At 63.2% G+C, this 18104-nt stretch carries 14 protein-coding genes; 9 read left to right on the forward strand and 5 right to left on the reverse strand.

The features are described from left to right. The 5 genes from PGX04_RS18970 to gfo6 form a co-directional block, all read left to right on the forward strand. Positions 1-731, forward strand: a 731-nt coding sequence (locus tag PGX04_RS18970; RefSeq protein ID WP_273739935.1) for a glycoside hydrolase family 3 C-terminal domain-containing protein, incomplete at its 5' end; no start/stop codon positions are given. A 613-nt stretch (positions 732-1344) separates the two neighbouring features. Continuing rightward, positions 1345-2520, forward strand: a complete 1176-nt coding sequence (locus tag PGX04_RS18975) for a mandelate racemase family protein (protein ID WP_273739936.1) — start codon at positions 1345-1347, stop codon at positions 2518-2520. Positions 2521-2693: 173 nt separating this feature from the next. Beyond that, positions 2694-4088, forward strand: coding sequence for a GntP family permease (locus PGX04_RS18980; RefSeq protein ID WP_273739937.1), 1395 nt, complete (start codon positions 2694-2696; stop codon positions 4086-4088). A gap of 134 nt (positions 4089-4222) precedes the next feature. Then, the gene (locus PGX04_RS18985; RefSeq protein ID WP_273739938.1) at positions 4223-4714 is read left to right on the forward strand and encodes a universal stress protein; all 492 of its coding nucleotides are present in this window, start codon (positions 4223-4225) and stop codon (positions 4712-4714) included. A gap of 81 nt (positions 4715-4795) precedes the next feature. Next, positions 4796-5869, forward strand: a complete 1074-nt coding sequence (gene gfo6, locus PGX04_RS18990; RefSeq protein WP_273739939.1) for a D-xylose 1-dehydrogenase Gfo6 — start codon at positions 4796-4798, stop codon at positions 5867-5869. Positions 5870-5895: 26 nt separating this feature from the next. On the opposite strand, the gene PGX04_RS18995 is transcribed toward gfo6, so the two are convergent. Beyond that, the gene (locus PGX04_RS18995) at positions 5896-8151 is read right to left on the reverse strand and encodes an NADP-dependent malic enzyme (protein ID WP_273739940.1); all 2256 of its coding nucleotides are present in this window, start codon (positions 8149-8151) and stop codon (positions 5896-5898) included. 1212 nt (positions 8152-9363) lie between these two features. Between PGX04_RS18995 and rdfA the strand changes: the two genes are divergently transcribed. The 3 genes from rdfA (at position 9364) to PGX04_RS19010 (ending at position 13509) form a co-directional block, all read left to right on the forward strand. Beyond that, positions 9364-9990 (forward strand): rod-determining factor RdfA, encoded by a 627-nt coding sequence (gene rdfA, locus PGX04_RS19000; RefSeq protein ID WP_273739941.1) that lies wholly within the window; start codon positions 9364-9366, stop codon positions 9988-9990. Between the two features lie 66 nt (positions 9991-10056). Beyond that, positions 10057-12009 (forward strand): archaea-specific SMC-related protein, encoded by a 1953-nt coding sequence (locus PGX04_RS19005; protein ID WP_273739942.1) that lies wholly within the window; start codon positions 10057-10059, stop codon positions 12007-12009. A gap of 717 nt (positions 12010-12726) precedes the next feature. Then, a complete protein-coding gene (locus PGX04_RS19010; protein ID WP_273739943.1) occupies positions 12727-13509 on the forward strand; it encodes an SRPBCC family protein in 783 nt (260 codons plus the stop codon). Positions 13510-13675: 166 nt separating this feature from the next. On the opposite strand, the gene PGX04_RS19015 is transcribed toward PGX04_RS19010, so the two are convergent. Together PGX04_RS19015 and PGX04_RS19020 are read right to left on the reverse strand one after the other, a co-directional pair. Further along, positions 13676-14266, reverse strand: a complete 591-nt coding sequence (locus PGX04_RS19015) for a DUF2238 domain-containing protein (protein ID WP_273739944.1) — start codon at positions 14264-14266, stop codon at positions 13676-13678. Between the two features lie 100 nt (positions 14267-14366). Beyond that, entirely contained in the window at positions 14367-14996 is a 630-nt protein-coding gene (locus PGX04_RS19020) for a metal-dependent hydrolase (protein WP_273739945.1), read from the reverse strand. A gap of 286 nt (positions 14997-15282) precedes the next feature. Between PGX04_RS19020 and PGX04_RS19025 the strand changes: the two genes are divergently transcribed. After that, positions 15283-15696, forward strand: a complete 414-nt coding sequence (locus PGX04_RS19025) for a hypothetical protein (protein WP_377043057.1) — start codon at positions 15283-15285, stop codon at positions 15694-15696. A gap of 124 nt (positions 15697-15820) precedes the next feature. On the opposite strand, the gene PGX04_RS19030 is transcribed toward PGX04_RS19025, so the two are convergent. Then, a complete protein-coding gene (locus PGX04_RS19030; RefSeq protein WP_273739947.1) occupies positions 15821-16711 on the reverse strand; it encodes a midas domain-containing protein in 891 nt (296 codons plus the stop codon). Then, on the reverse strand, positions 16665-18104 hold the full coding sequence (locus PGX04_RS19035) for a signal peptidase I (protein WP_273739948.1): 1440 nt from the start codon (positions 18102-18104) through the stop codon (positions 16665-16667). Before PGX04_RS19035 ends, PGX04_RS19030 begins: the two co-directional genes overlap by 47 nt.

Consider the following 18104-nt stretch of genomic DNA (forward strand, 5'->3'; position numbering starts at 1 on the left):
GGGAGTGGCCGACGCGGAGCGACCTTCGGCTGTCGGACGCCCAGCGCGAACTCGTCCGGCGGGTTCACGGGACCGGAACGCCCGTCGTCGGCGTGCTCGTGACCGGCCGACCGCTGATCGTCGACTGGATGGCCGAGCACGTCCCGGCGATCCTCGTGGCGTACTTTCCGGGAACGGAGGGCGGTGTCGCCGTCTCCGAGACGCTGTTTGGCGAGAACGACCCGAGCGGCCGGCTCCCGATTACGATGCCGAAATCTCACGGTGATCTCCCGCAACACCACGACGCGCTCGCTCATCCGACGCCGATCGGCGACCACGAGCATCCCGACTCCTACGAGCCGCTGTACCCGTTCGGCCACGGACTGAGTTACACCGAGTTCGATGTCGACGAGATGGCGGTCGCGGACGGACCGGCGACGGCATCCGACGACGACGGACCGGCGGCGACTGTCAGCGTCACGCTCTCGAACGTCGGGGATCGCTCCGGCACGGAGACCGTGCAAGTGTACGCGACGCAGATGCACGCCTCGCGCGTCAGACCCGAACGCGCACTGGTCGGATTCGAACGGGTCGAACTGGACGCCGGCGAGTCGGCGATGGTCGACATCGAGGTCACCGCCTCCGCGCTCGGCTACTACGACCCCGATCGGGGACACGTCCTCGACGCGGGCGAGTACCGGTTCCACGTCGCCGATCGGACCGAGCTGACAACCGTTAGCGGCGTCGACTGACGAACGCCTCGGCGACCGTGCTCAGCGCCGTGCAGCACTCGAGCATGTTCCGACACAGATCACCGATCTACGACTGGAAGTGATCCTCGAACTAGACCGCCGGCTCGACGGGATCAGATTTGCAGTTTCCGCGAACGGGATCGACTCGCGTTTCTCGGGAAAAGCCATTCGTTATGCGATACCGAACAAAGTGGGGAAAACTCACAAATACACGCGGAAGAGTTACGGCCATATGTTTGTAACCAAAAACGTACTGCTGAAAGCCCCAATGGAATGAGCGCCTGTCGGGAACTACGGGCGATCTATACGGGGATGTAAACGAGACTGGGAGAGACTGCCGGTGAACGGTCCTGACGGACAATATTCATCAATCACGAACAAACCACCCAGCGTTTCGGGGCCTCGGGTGTGGGAACGTAACAGAAACAGCCGACTGGAACGCATGTGGATTCAGTTGGCGCAAGTAATTAGTAAACGCTCCTCGGACATCGTGAACGGACGTTCCTCATTGATGAACTGGTGATCCACCCTGGAAGCGATCACTTCCCCGGCAGGAAGCGAGGAGTGGCCGGCACTGCTCACGTTTATTAGCGCTCCGGTGCACGACACGAACGTGACACCGACGATCACGAAAATCGAAAGCCGAGAGTTCGAGTATCCCCTCCAGGACGTGGGGACCGACGAGCACGGGTTCAACCTCGTCTACGAGCCCGGTGAGACGACGATACGGAAGCTCTTCGGGATCAAAATTCACACGGACGAGGGAATCACCGGCGAGTACGTCGGCGGGAACTCGCCCGCGGCCGCCCAGTACAACATCATCGCGAAGTACCTCATCGGCAAGGACCCGCTGCAGCGGGAGAAACACTGGTCGGAAGTAAAACGCGCGCTACGGAAGTACGATCGGATGGGGATCGGCCCGATCGACATCGCGCTGTGGGACTTCGCTGGCACGTACTACGACGCGCCCATTCACGAGCTGCTTGGCACCTATCGCGAGCGCATCCCCGCCTACGCGTCGACGTACCACGGCGACAACGCGGGCGGGCTCGACTCGCCCGAAGCGTTCGCCGACTTCGCCGAGGACTGTCGCAACCGTGGCTTCGGCGGATTCAAGATCCACGGCTGGGGCGGCGGCGACGACGCTCGCGACCTGACTCGAGAGATCGAGGCCGTTCGCGCGGTCGGCGACGCCGTCGGCGACGACATGGACCTCATGCACGACCCCGCTTGCGAACTGGAGACCTTCGCCGACGCGCTCGAGCTCGGGCGCGCCCTCGACGAGGAGGGCTTCTTCTGGTACGAAGACCCGTTCCGCGACGGCGGTATCTCCCAGCACGCCCACCGAAAGCTCGCCCGGAAACTCGAGACGCCGATTCTCCAGACCGAACACGTCCGGGGACTCGAGAGCAAGTCCGACTTCGCCGCTAACGACGCGACGGACTTCCTGCGGGCCGATCCGGAGTACGACGCCGGGATCACCGGCGCGATCAAGGTGGCGCGGATGGCCGAGGCGTTCGGGCTCGATGTGGAGTTTCACGCGCCCGGACCGGCCCAACGGCACTGTATCGCCGCCTGCCGGAACTCGAACTACTACGAACTGGCGCTGGTCCACCCCGACTGCCAGAACACCCAGCCGCCGGTCTATCAGGGCGGCTACTCCGATCTGATGGACGCGGTCGACGACGATGGCACCGTCCCGGTTCCCGACGGGCCGGGACTCGGCGTCGAGTACGACTGGGAGTACATCGAGGCGCACACGACCGGCAGCGTCCACGTCTACGAATAGTCGATCGAACCGTCCCGGTCGGCTCGAGGCCTCGACTTCTGAAACGCCGCTTTCCGGTTCGCTAGGCCCTGCCGGTGGCCGATGCGGATGTCGGACGAAGCAGCTTGCTCGACCGCGCCGACAGGAAAATGCACGGTTTTTTATGGGCATACGCACATTCCCGAAACGGACACATGGCAGCCACTGCCCCACTGTTAGCCTTTGGTATCGGAATCGTCTCCGTGATTCTGCTTCTCGTCGTCTGGGACGTTCCGACGTTTATCGGGTTGATCATTTCGGCGTTGCTCGTCGGGACGACCAACGCGTTCTTTTTAGACGGCGTCGCCTTCGGCAGCATTCCCGAAGGCGTCGCGGCGGCCTTCGGCGAGAACATGGCTGGCGTCGGTATTCCGATCCTGATGGCGGCGGTGATCGGAAAGTCGATGACGGACTCCGGTGCGGCGAATCGCATCGTTCGGTCCTTCCAGTCGTTCGTCAGCGACGGCAACGCCGATCTCTCCCTGTGGGTCAGTAGCTCGATCCTCTCGATTCCGGTGTTCTTCGACAACGTCTTCTACCTGATGGCGCCGCTGGCCCGCGCCATGCGCGCTCGAATCGGGAAGAACTACGCGCTGTACATCGTCGTCGTCGGCGGCGGCGGCGTCGCGATGCACGCGTTCGTGCCTCCGACGCCGGGACCGCTCGCGGTCGCGCAAGAACTCGATCCCGATCGAGCCATCCTCGGTACGACTATCGTCGTCGGGCTGGCGGTCGCCCTCCCCGCGGCGCTCATCAGCGGCGTCCTCTTCGGTCGGTTCATCAATCAGTACATCGACATCCCGCTCCGAGACACCATGGGGACGACAGTCGAAGACCTCGAGGAACAGGCCTCGAAGCCGGTCTCGAACCTGCCGTCGTTCGCCGAGTCGGTGCTCCCCGTCGTCGTCGCCGTCGCCTTCATCGCCGCCAGTACGGCCGTCAACACGTTCAGCGATACGTACCCCGTCCTCGAGTCCGTTCAGCCGGCGACCGACTACGTCGGGAACGTCAACTTCTCGCTGACCTTCGCCGCGGTCATCGCCTCGCTCACCTACCTCAGGATGGACGACTTCCCCCGCTCGGTGTGGGAAGACGAGATCACCGACGCGTTACGCAACGGCGGAAACATCGCCGCGATCACCGCGGCCGGCGGCGCGTTCGGGGCGATGCTCGCCCAGGCGGGTATCGGCGAACTCGTCGCGTCGACGCTCGACGGCCTCGGAATCGGCCTGCTGATTACGGCGTGGCTCATCGCCGCGATTATCCGCGTCGCACAGGGCTCGGTCACCGTCGCCATGCTGACTACGGGCGGGATCATGGCCCCGCAGGTCCCCGAACTCGCCGTCCACCCGGCCTATCTCGTGATGGCGATCGGCTCCGGTGCCGTCATCTGCTCGTGGTTCAACGACTCCGGCTTCTGGATCGTCAAGGAGATCGGCGGACTCACAAAGGCGGAAACGCTGAAGACGTGGACCGCACTCACCGTCGTGCTCTCGATCTCGAGTCTCGTCGTGTTGCTCATCTACTCGACGCTCTTCCCGCTCGTCTAATGACGACCCAGTGCGACTGAGTCGGCCGTCCGCACGGCCGATTCGGGCCTCGAGATGGCTCGGAGCGATTCTTTCGGTTATCTCGAACCGGTACCAAACGGAATATTTAATCTGGTTCCTCGCAACGATCGTGTATGAAGAACGGACTCGTCATCGTCGAGGACACGGATCGCCACGCGACGCTCCTCCGAGAAGCGGCACAGTACGCAGGCGGCGGGGACGCGAAACTGACCGTCTTGGCCTTTGCCACCGCCGAAGAGATCGGTCCCGGCGTTCGAAAAATCGAATCGATCGGCGAGATCGAGGGCGTCTCGGAAGACGACGGCGAAGACGCCATTATCGAGGCGGCGGCGGCCGAACTCGAGACCTTCGTCCGGGAGACGCTCGGCGAGACCGATATCGACTACAGCGTCGGCGTCGACGTTCTCTCGGAGGGGTACGGGATGGCGACGCTCAACGCCGCCGAAGCGTACGACTGCGATCACGTCTTCATCGCCGGTCGCAGGCGCTCGCCGGCCGGCAAGGCAATCTTCGGCAACTGGGTCCAGCGGGTGCTGCTCAACTTCGATGGCCTCGTGACGGTCTCGCTCGACGAAGCGGGCGGGACGCCGGGAGCCGATTCGTAGCGCGGATACCGAACGCTGGCATTGCCATCGTCACACACAGTCATCGGTCATTTTTTATCAGATCGAGATATAGAGAGGAGCATGATCGATTGGCTCGACAGGTACGAGGAACGGACATGGCAAACGATCGAAAGCGGGACCGTCAGATACGCCCTGATCGGCCTGGGCTGGTGGACGACCGACGTCGCCCTCCCGGCGATCGAATCGTCGGATCTCGGCGAGGTCTCGGTTCTCGTCAGCAGTTCGACCGACAAAGCGACCCGACTCGCCGACGAAAACGACGTCGCACACGGGATAAGCTACGACGAGTTCCACGACGGCGCGGCGAGCGACGCCTACGACGCCGTCTACGTCGGTACGCCGAACGGCTATCACCTCGAGTACGCCGAGACCGCGGCCGAACTGGACAAGGCGGTCCTCTGCGAGAAGCCGATGGAGGCGACCGTCGAGCGCGCCGAACGGATGGTCGCGACCTGCGACGCCGCGGACGTGCCGCTGATGATCGCCTATCGCATGCACACCGACCCGGCGGTCCAGCGAGCGCGCGAACTGATCGCCGACGGCTTCCTCGGGGAGCCGGTGTCGGTCTACGGCCACAACAGTCAGCACCTGCTCGAGATGATCCCCGACCCCGACCAGTGGCGACTCGACGCCGATCTGAGCGGGTACGGCACCTCGGTGATGGACCTGGGAATCTATTCGATCAACACGACCCGATTCCTGCTCCGACGCGACCCCGTCAGCGTGCAGGCCGAGATGGTCTCGAACCACGAGGCGTTCGCCGACGTCCCGGACGAGCGGTCCTCGTCGCTGCTGGTCTTCGAAGACGACGTGCAGATGGTCTCGACCTCGAGCCAGCACGCCCACGAAGACACCCATCTCAAGATCACTGGAACCGAGGGACGGATCGAGCTCCGGCCGGCGTTCCACGGGGAGTGTTCGCTGCACCTCTCGCGCGGCGACATCTCGGTCACGGTCGAGCACGGAAGCTTCGACGCGGAGCGCGAGATGGAAGCGGAGTTCGACTACTTCGCGGACCGCCTCCTCGGCGACGGCGACCTCTATCCGGACGGCCGACACGGCCTGCGGGACATGCGTATCATCGAAGCGCTCCACGACTCCGCGGAACGAGGTGAGCCGGTCGCGCTCGAGTAGACTGACGACGGGAGCCAGTCCGCCGATCAGGACTCGTCGTCCTGCGCGTCGACCGACGCCACAGCCGCGAGGTTGACGATGTCCGTGACCTCGTCGCCGCGCTGGAGAACGTGAACCGGCTCGTCCATGCCGACGAGCATCGGTCCGATCGCGTCGGCCCCGCCGAGTCGCTGGAGCAGCTTGTAGCCGATGTTGCCGGCCTCGAGGTTCGGGAAGACCAGCACGTTCGCCGGTTTCTCGAGATCGCTGAACTCGTAGGTGCCGGTCAACATCTCCTCGACGACGGCGGTGTCGGCCTGCATCTCCCCGTCGACGGGAAAGTCGACGGCTGGATCGGCGCGGAGCCGACGGGCCGCTTCGCGAGGTTTCCGCGTTCCCTCGTTGTCGACGCTGCCGAAGTCCGAGTACGAGAGGAGGGCGGCGCGGGGCTCGACGTCGAATCGGCGAGCCAGCGCTGCGGTGTGGCGAGTGACTTCCTCGAGGACGTCCTCGTCGGGAGCCTGATTGACCGTCGCGTCGGCCACGAAGATGACGCGATTCTTGAACGTCAGCATGTAGACGCCGGCGGCGTAGTCGGCGTCGTCGGCCGTGCCGATCACCTGCAGGGGCGGCCGGAGCGCCGACGGATAGTGGTTCGTCAGTCCCGTGAGCATCGCGTCGGCGTCGCCGCGGTCGACCATGACGCTCCCGAAGTAGTTGGTGTCGTCGCGGATCATCGACGCTGCCTCGCGGCGAGTGACGCCGTTTCGCTTCCGTCGCTCGTAGAGGTGTTCGGTGTACGCCTCGTACTCGCCGCTCTCGGGGTCGACGACGTCCGGTTCGAACTCGAGACCGAGGTCCGCGACCGTCCGTCGAACCTCGTCCTCGTCGCCGATCAGAACCGGCTCAGCGATGCCTCGTTCGACGATCTGGGAGGCCGCTCGCACGATCGTCTCGTCGGTCCCCTCGGCCAGCGCGATGCGCTTCGGATCGGATTTCGCCTTGTTGAGCACCACCCGCATCATTTCGCGGGACTTGCCGAGTCGCGCCTCGAGCGCTTCGACGTACGCATCAGTATCGATCTCGACGCGGGCCGCGCCCGACTCGATCGCTGCCCGCGCGACTGCGGGGGCGACTTCGAAGAGGACGCGCGCATCCAGGGGCTTTGGAATGATATAGTCCGGTCCGAACTGGAGCGCCCGATCGCCGTACGCCTTCACCACCGAGTCCGGCACGTCCTGTTTGGCCAGTTCGGCCAGCGCCGACGCCGCCGCGACCTTCATCTCCTCGTTGATCTCGGTGGCGCGGACGTCCAGCGCGCCGCGGAAGATGAAGGGGAACCCGAGGACGTTGTTGACCTGATTCGGGTAGTCAGAGCGGCCGGTCGCCATGATGACGGTGTCGTCGCGGGCTTCTTTGGCGTCCTCGTAGCCGATCTCCGGATCGGGGTTGGCCATCGCGAAGATGATCGGGTCGTCGGCCATCGAGCGGACCATCTCCTGACTGACGATGCCGCCGGCCGAAAGGCCGACGAAGACGTCCGCGCCCGCCATCGCGTCCGCGATGCCGCCTTCGGGCACGTCGCTGGCGAACTGCCGGTTGTACTCGTTCAAGTCGCCGGACTCGGCCCGTCCAGTGGTCAGAATCCCGTCGATATCGCACATCGTGATGTTCTCTCGTTCGACGCCCAGCGAGACGTAGAACTTGGCCGTCGCGACCGCGGCCGCACCCGCGCCGGCGAACGTGACCTCGAGCGACTCGAGGTCCTTGCCGGAGATTTCGACGGCGTTGAGCAGCGCGGCCCCGCTGATGATCGCGGTGCCGTGCTGGTCGTCGTGAAAGACCGGGATCGACAGCCGGTCTCGGAGGCGTTCCTCGATTTCGAAGCAGTGGGGAGCCGCGATATCCTCGAGATTGATCCCGCCGAACGTCGGCTCCATCGCGGCGACCGATTCGACGAACGCGTCCGGCTCATCGAGATCGAGTTCGATGTCGAAGACGTCGATGTCGGCGAAGCGCTTGAACAGGACACCTTTGCCCTCCATGACCGGTTTCGACGCCTGTGCACCGATGTCGCCGAGTCCGAGCACGGCCGAGCCGTTCGAGACGACGCCGACGAGGTTCCCCTTCGTCGTGTACTGATAGGCGTCGTCCGCGTGTCCGGCTATCTCTCGACACGGTGCGGCGACGCCCGGCGAGTACGCCAGCGAGAGGTCGCGTTGCGTGTTCGTCGGTTTCGTCGTCGAAATCTCGATCTTGCCCGGCGGATCGGCACGGTGATACTCGAGCGCGTCTTCATCCATTGTTGTGTTCGTGTATCGCCAGCGTACCGACAAAAGTGTACGCTTCCGACCGGCCGATATGTGCCGGCAGAGAGCCGATCTGTGCCGAAAATACGTGATTAATCCGCGGCGTGATGCGGAACGTGACCGCAGTCCACACACTGCCACGAACATCGGTCGAACGAGAGTACCCCTTCGCAATCGGGACATCGATACGTTTGTCCCACTAGCTCTTCAGGAGCTGTCATGACTCTCCCTTTGCGGAGGGTCGTGTTAAACTTATTCCCCGGCCGCTACGACGAGTTTGGAACGAAATCGCCACGACGACGAACGGAAATTGGCGATCGATATCGCACTGCGGGTCCGCCGTCGCCGGTTATCTGATAGTCACCACGGGCTAGCCCGTCGAATCGACGCGAACGGCTCGAGCCTGCGGGATCGTGTTCCGTTCGGTAATGGAAAACGACCGTGTTGGCCTCGCCGAGTTCACTCGCGAAACGGTCGGTGGAAGCGGACGCTGTCTGTCGAGAGTGGGCGTCCGACTCGCGGCGGCCGAACCGTCGACCTGCGACGGGATCTTCGCCGCCAGATCGTTCGACGGCCGACCGATCAGTGTTCGACATCGAGACTGGGCGTTCGGAGTGGACGGCAAACGAATATGACGTCCCGTTCGGCCACCGTGAACGCACCGTTCGTCGAGGCTACCAGTCTACCGGATTCGGTTCGAAATCGCGCCGGGGGTTTGCGTTCGAACGGCAACAAACCGCGGTTCGTCCGTCGACCGCGGCGGAACCATCTCGCGAACCGGACCAGCGCAGAACGAACAGAATTACACCCCTATCTCTGTAACCGCCGGTAGCCGCCAGGCCGCCACAGACTGGACCCGCTCTCGAGATACTCTATCAGGGGACTCGTCTAATTCCTCCGACAACCCAAATGCCAGCCGGAGAAGTCAGCGGTCGCGCAGTTGAGTATGATAATTGATAGAATTATTACTGAGTCGGGCTAGGTTCAATAGCGGCGTAATAGAGCCTTTATAGGTTATTTTACCGTAGTACATCAGCGTACAATTGTATTCATACACTACTAATCTCCCCTTTCTATCATAACATCCATAATATATATTCTATATAGTGTTATTTTAATATTTATATATTAATCGAACACGTGACTGGCCGGGAGTCCAGTTCGATAACCGCAACATTTGTACGATAGGCGTCAGTGACTATCGGTATGACGGACGACTCGAGCGGCGGTCGTCGGACCAAGGTCGAGCGAGTGATAGACGAGTATGACCTCGAGTCGTGGGGGGATCGCCTCGAGACCGAGTGGATCGGTGACGGAACGGACCGAACGAGTCTCCGCGACCTCGCGACCGAGTTCAACAAGGCCGTCCTCCGAGCGGCCCTCCGCGACGCGGGCGGATCGGTGCTCGATTCCGATATCGAAACGCTCTATCGAACGCTAACGGACGACGACGTGTCGCGCTCGGACGCGGTCAGAAAGCGACGCGAACTGGAACGGTCGGGGATCGACATCGACGCCGTCCGCTCCGATTTCGTCACTCACCAGACGATTTATACGTATCTCACGAACGTTCGCGACGCGTCTCTTCCCGAGGAGGACACCGAGGACCGGCTGGAACGAAAGAAAGAGACCGTTCAGCGACTCGCCGGCCGAACGCAAGTCGTCACGGAATCCACGCTCGAGGAACTGAGAAACGCCGGGGAGATTACGGACCGGAAGTACGACGTCTTCGTCGATGTCCGGACCATTTGCTCGAACTGCGGAACCGACTATTCCGTCGCCGAGTTACTCGATCAGGGCGGCTGCGACTGTGAGACCGCGGAAACGTCGTAACGCCACACGTCGGAAAAGCGGCTGTTACCGCATAGCATTTATATCCCGCGGCGTGAAATAACCATCGTGTCATCTCCAAAGCCAGTCACCTCGTCGATTACCGTTCTCGCGGAGAATATCGGCGGTATCGATAGTAGCGAGGTAACGCTTCAACCCGGCGTCAACGTCCTAACTGGACGGAACGCGACGAACCGAACGTCGTTCCTCCAGACGATCATGGCCGCGCTGGGCAGTCGGCGCTCCTCGCTGAAAGGCGATGCGGACGCCGGTCGCGCCGAATTGGAATTCGACGGTGAACAGTACGAGCGATACCTCGAGCGACGCAACGGCGAAGTGGTCTTCGACGGTGATCCCTATCTCGACGATCCGGAACTCGCGGATCTCTTTGCCTTCCTGCTCGAATCCAACGAAGCACGCCGGGCAGTGAGACGCGGCGACGAGCTTCGCGAACTTATCATGCGTCCGATCGATACGGACGAGATCGAAGCCGAAATTTCCACCCTCGAGGCCGAAAAACGCGACCTCGACGATCGCCTCGAGCGGCTCGAACAACTCGATTCCGAACTCCCGGGGCTCGAATCGAAGAAACGGGAACTCGAGAACGAGATCGAAACGACGACCGAGCGAATCGCCGACCTCGAGGACGAACTCGAGGCGTTCGATCTCGACGTCGAGGCGAGCCGCGACCGGAAAGAAGAGATCGAATCGGCGTTTGCCGACCTCCAGACGGCGCGGACCGAACTCGAGTCCATCGAGTACGATCTCGAGACCGAACGCGAGAGCTACGCTGAACTCGAGCGGGAACGCGACGAGCTGGAGGCGGAACTCGAGGCCTTCGACGACGATCACGAGTCGCCGGATCGGCTCGAAGGGCGGATCCAGGAGCTCCGCGCCCGGAAGCGGTCGCTCGATACGACCGTGAGCGAACTGCAGAGCGTGATCCGATTCAACGAGGAACGGCTCGCAGACGACGGGTTCGAGCTGGATCTCGAGGACCACGTCGAGTCGGGGGACGAAGACGACGGCGACATTACCGAACAACTCCTCGCGGACGACGACGTCGTCTGCTGGACGTGTGGCTCGCAGGTCGGCCGCGACCGGATCGAATCGACGCTGGAGCGATTGCGATCGCTCCGCCAGGAACAGCTCGAGGAACGAAGCGAGCTGCAAGCACAGATCGACGAACTCTCCTCGCGTCGGAAGGAGCTTCGCGAGCGGACACAGCGACGAGGGGAAATCGAAACGCGGCTGTCGGCGATCGACGACGAACTCGAACGCCGCGAACAGCGCATCGAGGAACTCGAGACCGAAGTCGAACAGCAACAGGCGCGTATCGACGACCTCGAATCCGAGGCCGAAGCGTTCGAAAACGCGGAGTACGGCGACGTTATCGACACCCACCGCGAACTGAACCGTCTCGAGCTCGAACTCGAGGGACTCGAGGACGACCGCGACGACGTGCAGGCTCGAATCGAGGAGATCGAGGGCAAGAGCGAGGAGCGCAGCGAACTCGAGGAGCGCCGCGAGAGCGTCGAAACAGAGCTGACCGACCTCAGGACGCGCGTCGACCGGATCGAAGAAAACGCCGTCGACGCGTTCAACGAGCACATGGAGTCGATCCTGTCGATCCTCGAATACCGAAATATCGACCGCATCTGGATCGATCGTCGCGAGAAGACGGTCCGGGAGGGGCGGCGGAAGGTCACGCGGACCGCGTTCGACCTGCACATCGTCCGGTCGACCGACGACGGAGCGACGTACGAGGATACCGTCGATCACCTCTCGGAGAGCGAACGCGAAGTCACTGGACTGGTCTTCGCACTCGCGGGCTATCTGGTTCACGACGTCTACGAAATCGTTCCGTTCATGCTGCTGGATTCGCTCGAGGCGATCGACTCGACTCGGATCGCCGATCTCGTCGAGTACTTCGAGGAGCACGTCGACTGTCTCGTCGTCGCTCTGCTCCGCGAGGACGCCGAAGCGCTCTCGGACGAGTACGCCTACGTTCGGGAGATATAGACCGCTGAGCGATGCCGATCCAGACCGACTGAATCGGTTCGTGCAATTCGTTCGAAGCTGCCGACAGTATCCCGTACATGGTATATTTATAGCAATACTACAAGCGGAGACAGTTCAGAGATCTTTACTTCGACTCGGTGGTCGATGGACGTCCGCCCGGCGGAACTCGTTAAAGATACCCTCCCCTGTCGATGTCATTCGTCGTCGAACCGATTCGTCTCGACGGACTCGTATTCCCGCGAACCGTCTGAAAGAATCCCCCGTGAGAGTTTTTCTTGTAAAATAAGAATGATAGTAGAGGAAGATAGCAATCATAGTTACTAGATGTACGAGAGGAGGAAGTAGTCGGCGTCCTAAATCGTCTATTGGATCGAGGGAAATTCACGAAACGAACAACTGATGACAACGGGTTGTCGTGTACGGGACACGGGTCTGACGCGACTCGAACGGTCCGATTACTGATCGCCGGCGACCGAACACCGGTGCGCGTTGCATTTGCAGTTGGAAGCTACAATAGCACCGCCGTCCTGTTTGCCGTGTGAACTATTCCGAGACGAGACCGACACGGTCCCACTCGACGGTGGTGCCTATGCGCCCCCGTTCGATGATGGTACCGGTGCGATCGAGGGAGACGGCGCGTTCACCGACCGATGAGCCGCTACTGCCCCGACGAGCGACCGTTCGCTCGTTCGAACTAACCGACGCACTCGAGACAGCATGAGCGATCACGTGACGGAGCCGATCCCTGGCGACTCTGACGGCGAGACGACCGAACCGGAACGCGCTCGCGGCGACCGCTCCATCGGTCGTGGCGGACGACTGGCCGCCACGGCTTTCGGCGGCGCGCTGTTCGTCGCCGGACTCAGGCGACGGTCACTCGTCGGCGGGGCGATGGCTCTGGGTGGCGGCTGGCTCGTCGCTCGAGGACTCAGCGGTACGAGCCGCCCCCTCAGGACGCTCTCAGTAGCGGCCGAAGAGCGCGATGGACCGATCCTCGGCAGTGCTGTGGGACCGATGACGGTCGATCGGACGATCACGGTGGGCGTCCCTGCAGACGAACTCACAGCGTATTGGCGCGATCCGGAGCAGTTGACGCGAATCATGGGTCCCGTCGCCGAGGTAACGGGGGCCGGCGAGGACCGACATCACTGGGAAGTACGACCGCCACGGGGACCGACCCTGACCTGGGAGACGGAAATCGTGGACGACCGACCCGGAGAACTCCTGCGGTGGGAGTCGCTCGAGGGAGCGATGATTCCGACCGACGGCGACGTTCGCTTTCGGCCGGCCCCGGGGGATCGAGGGACGCAAGTGACGCTTCAGTTGCAGTTCGATCCGCCCGGCGGCAAACTGGGGGCCGCGGGGGTACAGCGACTGGGAATCGTCCCGAAGACGATCGCGGAAACGGCGCTGCGCCGGTTCAAGAGTCTCGCCGAAACGGGCGAGATCCCGACGATCGAGGCCAATCCGTCCGCACGCGGAAGCGGCGATCTCGTGTGAACGCACGGTCTCGGCGTCGTGTGAACGCACGGTCTCGGCGTCGTGTGAACGCACGGTACCGGCGGGACGAACCATCCGCTGCGTGCAACGCGTGAGTTCGCCCCGATCGACGATCGGCGGTCGCGGCCAGAGACGGCCGACCGGAACGCGGACGAACCGTCCGTCGTCAGGGCCGTGAATCGGGGGCCGACGGCAGGTTCTCGTCAGTCGAAGTCAGGTTCTCGAGGAGGGAGTCACCGAGTACGACCACGACGAGAGCGCCGACGATATCGAAGACGAGGTCGAAGAACGTGTCGGCCGCCCCGTAGGAAACGAGTACGGGGTCGAGTCCGAGGCGAGTGGCGGTCGCGTGAATACCGTACTCGGCGAACTCCCACACCACCCCGGCGAAGGCGACGATGGCGACGACCCAGGGACGCGGGTCGCGCCCGCGGCGACGGGCCGCGGCGAAGGTTAGTCCACCGAGAATCGTCGCCGAGTGCGCGTGGGTCACGTGGTCCCACCACCAGACGTCATCGTACGGACCCAGCATTCCGACTGTATGCGTGAGCATCGCCGTACTCAGATACGCACGTTGCCACGGCCTGAACGTCACGTCGTATCGGCGTTCGACGGCTCCGGGGAGGGACGTCGCCGCGATCGAGACGACGGCGTTGAAAACCGCCCCCGGATCACGCCGACGGAAACCGACGACGAGGACGGCGAGAATCGCGTACCGGACACCGCGATCGGCCTCTCTGGCTACCGATGTCTGCATTGGTTTGGTGCCAGATTGCAGTCGAGGCGCATAACGATACTGAAAGGAGACGAGTCCGCGATTGCCGCCGGTCGGCGGTCGCTACCAGCGCGGGAGTCGGTCACTTCCCGCGTTCGGGTCCGTACCGAGCGGGGAGTAGTGTCAGGAGGCGATCCGGGAGCGTCCGGACCAGGTATCCCGCGACGAGGACTTCCGCGATCGTCGGGAGCAGCCGTCGAACGGCCGTGTAAACGACTGCGACGACCAGCGCGGCTCCCACGATCGATCGGAGGACGCCGTCGAGAGCGATCAGGAGCGGGACGGCGATACCGAGCGAGAGCAGCAAGTCCTCGGGCGCGCCGTCGTACCGGACCCAGCGACGCGGCGCGAGCCACCGCCCACGATGGTGGTCGTAGACGGCGCGGCTCGAGGTCGCCTCCCACGGTCGCAGTTCCAACCCGCCGCCGAAGATATCCATGACGCTGTGGACGGCCGCACCGAGCAACAGGACCGTCGCGGCGATCGTCGCCGTCGTCGGGACGAGCATCGCGAACGGGGCGACCGCGAGGGCGAGTACCGAATAATAGACGGGATAGTGCAGCGTCTTCCGATGACCGATGTACATATCCAGATCGGGGAGAATCCCACCGAGCAGGCCGGCAGTGAGCGCGACGTCGGCGAATTCGGGGGCGATGGCGGCAAGCGGGAGGGCGAGGGCCAGCCCGACGAGCGCGTGCGTTGGCAGCATCATTATGTCGTACTACAGGCAACACAGCCGTTTGAGTATGTCGGTCAGTCGCGCCCGCATCGATCGACTGCCAGAGCCACATACCGCGATTCAGTCCAGCCACCGATCGGCATCTCGTCGGACTCGAGGGCGTCGCGATCCGCACGGATTCGAGCGCGTCGCGACGGCTTTCCGTCGGAACTGGTCGCTCGTGTCGCCGCGACACGACGACCCAACGAACGACCGTGCGACGACCGTCACGGTTTTCGAGGGCAACCTTTGATGGGGTTCGACACGGAATCACAGCGTGATGGCCGCCGATGGATACAAACTGTTCGGTGTCTACCTCTCGGAGGACGTCTTCGACGCACTCGACGAATTCCTGTACGAAGACGCCGGCGTCGTCGACTACGAGGAGTACTTCGATCCGACCGCCTCGACGGTCCCCGCGGGCGATCCGGGTGCCGATGCCACCGACAGGCTCGTCTCGGCGGTCGTGGCGGACTTCGCGGAACTGTACGACGAGGCGGATTTCGAGGCCCCTCGAGGTGTCGATTCCGACGCGTTCGTCCTCGCTCATCTCGCGGCCGAGCCCCAAACGATCGCAACCGCTCGCGAACGCTTTCAGGCGGCCGCCACGATCCGAGAGACGGACCTCCGGACGGTCCACACCGCGATCCTCTCGACGTTTCTCTCGCGGGAATCAGCACTCGAGGGCCCCTGATTCCCGGAGCCACCGGAACTGTGGAACCGGTCGATGCATCGGTCCCGCCGGTCCACGATGGTCATCCAGTGGCCGACGTATTCGGCCTCGTGATTGCTGTCGGACTGTCGGTGGCTACAACAACTCACCCATCAACGGCTTCTCCCGCGATGGTGGGTCCGCTCGAATCGGTCCCAGAATCACCGGTCTCGTCTTCGCTGCCGCTACTGGTCTCAGTTTCACTGGTGGACGTAGTTCCGTCACTGAACCCGTTTTCGTCATTGGATGCGTTTCCGGTACTGGATTCGGTTCCATCGCTGGACTCGTTTTCTCCGACGGAATGAGCATCGTTTCCGTCGTCAGTTGCGTTTTCGAGAGTGTTCTCCCCGTTTCCGTCGCTATCATCGGCGGTCGAGTTCGCAGTATCGGTAGCTTCGGTTCGATTCGAGGTATCCGAGACGGTGTCGTTCGTCGGGGTGCTGTCGGTTGCTTCGGTCAGTCCGACCGACTCATTTTCCGCCACGTCTGTAGCGTCACCATCGCTCTCGTCCGATCCGACAGCGCTACCATCCGGTTCACCCGCTCCACCGTCCGTTTTGATACCGTTCATGCCAGTCTCGTTCTCGTCGGCACCGCTGCTCTCGTCGGATCCGGGCTTCGGGTCGGTTTCGGCGAGGGATCCGTCACAGGGGTTCAGCGCGGTATCCGCCGCACCGTCCGTCGTTCCGTTCTCGAGGCGTCCGTCGCCATCGCATCTTGCTGTCGCTGCCGAGCCGGCCGCGCTATCCGTGTCAGCGTCGTGAGGACCGCGATCGCCAGGGGGATCACGAACGTCACCGTTGGGCGGGCCACCCTCGTACTCGTCGACCGGAACGTTGCCGGCGACGGTGACCTCGAGTTCTTCGGTGTCCGTGAACGCGCCCGTGGTGTAGCCGACGCTCAGAGCGCTGCCGACGAACACGATCGTAACGAGCGTCGCAACGAGCGGCTTACTCGTCATCGGTCTCACCGGTGGGTCCTCCGTCGTCGATCGCATCGCCGCGGACGGCCGTCCCCGTTCCGGGACTTGGTCCGTCAGCCACCGTTCGTTCCGGAGAATCGGCTCGTGTGACTTCCGACGGTTCGTCCGGATCGGGCCACTCGAACGGCGACGGGGACGGTCCGTTCCGTGAGACCTCCTCTGGCGTGGCGGCATCGTGATTGTCGGATTCGCCACGAGTCGCATCCGGTTCGACCGCATCGTCCGAATCGGACGCGTTCGAATCAGCCGAGGTCGATGGTCCCGAGTCGTTCGATTCCGTCCCGTCCAGTTCCGACCCGTCGGGGAGCCTCGAGCGCGCGGCGAGTGCGAGGACGAGCGTCGTCGTCGAACCGGTGAACACCGTCATCGAGACGACCTCCGGTGCTCCGGTTCGAAGGAAACTCGTATAGGTCGTCCACCCGCTGTAACCCACGAGAACCGCCAGGACACCGATCGAATACAGCAGGTCCGATTTCGTGACGACGTATCGGTCCGTCGACTGCGACGGCGGTTCCGGATCTGTCGACTGAGTCAGACCGCCACCTTCAGTCGCGGTCGCTCCGCCGTCTCGAGATCCGTCGATCCCGGTTTCGGCGGGTTCGACCCTGCCGTCCGACCGGGGATCGGCCGGCGCTTCTGGGTCGTCCGAGTCGTCGCTCCGACGCTTCGAACGGAGTTCCCAGGCCTCAGAGAGGACGAACGAGACGAGCGGAAGCGCGACGAGCAATCCGAACCCGACCGGCGTGTTGACGAAGGTAATCACGTGACCGATCGCCGGAATCGTAACAGTCACTCGACCGATGAGCTGGTCGGCGGCAATCGCAGTCTGGTCCGGATCCTCGTTCGCGTCCCCTTTCGTTCGGAACCGCACGTCGGTACCGGAGTCGTCGACCTTGATCACTCGATGGGTCGTGGGACTTTCGCCCTCGGTGCGCTGGTAGGTGATCACGTCCCCCGATTCGACCGCGTCCGGTTCGACGCCGGCGACGAGGACGACGTCTCCGGGTGAGATCGAGGGCTCCATACTGCCGGAGAGCACGACGAAGCTGTGCTCCGCACCGGCGACCTGCGGGACGGCGTACGCGACGAACGGCAGAACGAGCGCGACGAGGAGAATCAGCCCGGCGATTCGCACTGCCGGCCAGACCATCGGTCGAAGCTCCCCGAGTCCTCGAGGCGTGGTCGGGTCGGCTGATTCGTCGTTCTCGGTTGGCTCACTGGTCTCGGTCTCAGTCTCGATCTCGGCCGACCCGTCGACATCGGACGGCTGCGGTTCATCGTTCGACCTCTCGGGCGGATCGATATCCGCCTCGCCGGTGTCGGGCGGTTCGTCGGTCGATCCCGCTCCGTTCACCGTGGATCGGCTCTCGTCTCGAGTCGGTCCATCGGTCGTGTCGTGGTCGTTCAT

Source organism: Natrinema soli (genome assembly GCF_028618695.1).